Source organism: Mesotoga sp. UBA5825 (assembly GCF_002432955.1).
Classification (GTDB): Bacteria; Thermotogota; Thermotogae; order Petrotogales; family Kosmotogaceae; genus Mesotoga.
Map to the genome: position 1 here is coordinate 1952 of NZ_DJHG01000109.1, position 1168 is coordinate 3119.

Here is a 1168-nt window from a genome sequence, read left to right on the forward strand (position 1 = left end):
GTTAGCCTCGCTCACTAGCGCTTCGATCGGCTGCACCGGGTTCAGAGTGGTTTCGAAGGATGGTTCAATTATTGCTGCAAGGACTCTCGAGTTTGAATTTGATCTCGGAAGCAAAATTATCGTTGTACCTAGAGGCACTTTTGTGGCTGCGCTTACAACCGGCTGGGAGGGCCTGAGCTGGAATGTGAAGTACGGATACGTTGGGGCCAACGCCTTGGGCATGGATTTAGTTGCAGATGGAATAAACGAAGTCGGTTTGGCATGCGGCGCATTCTACTTCTCCGGTTGCGCAGGATACCAGGAGCTGCATAGAGAGCTTCACAGGTCAACTCTTTCTCAGTATGATCTGGTAGGTTGGATTCTTGGGAGCTTTGCCACGGTTGATGAAGTAAAAACGGAGCTCGAAAATATCCGCGTGTGCCGCCTTGCCATTATTGGTCAGGAGTCTACTATTTTGCCCCTTCACCACATCGTCTATGATGCAAAGGGAAGCTGCATTGTAATAGAGTACGTTGAAGGTCAACTGAACATTCATGAAAACCCCCTTGGAGTAATTACAAACAAGCCCACATTCGACTGGCATCTTCAGAATCTCTCGAACTACGTAAACTTGAATCCGGTAAACATCAAGAGTTCCAAGTTAGGGGATTTTGAAATCAAGGCGACAGGAAATGAAGCTGGATTGCTTGGGCTTCCTGGGGACAACACATCTCCAAGCCGATTTGTGAGGGCTGCCTTCTACTCTCACGGAGAAGTGAAACCGGCCCATGCAAAATAGGCGGTAACTTTGGCCTGGCACATCCTTAATGCTCTTGACATTCCTGAAGGTCTCGTAGTCAATGAACAACTTGGAATGGTAGTTTCAAGAGACATTGCTTACTGGTCGGTAGTAAGGGATTCGACAAACAAAGTCTACTACTACAGAACCTACAGTGACTTGAACATAAGAAAGGTGGAGCTTGATAGGATCGATTTTTCTAACGGCAATATTCGTTTTCTGAAAATGAGTCATGAACAGGAATATATTGACGTAACGGACGCAATCAAGTAAGAAAATCAATCGCGAAGATATTGAAGTTTTCGAAAGCTATGTGAGAACGAATTCCCGAGAAATAGCCGTTTGGATGGAAAACGCTGTACGTTGCTGAAGACAACGTTGTCCGTCAAC

Annotated in this window: 1 pseudogene; it reads left to right on the plus strand. The window is 46.1% G+C overall.

The features are described 5' to 3' along the window. Nucleotides 1–46: 46 nt before the first annotated feature. Nucleotides 47–1051: pseudogene (locus tag B3N33_RS10765) on the plus strand (linear amide C-N hydrolase). Nucleotides 1052–1168: the final 117 nt, after the last annotated feature.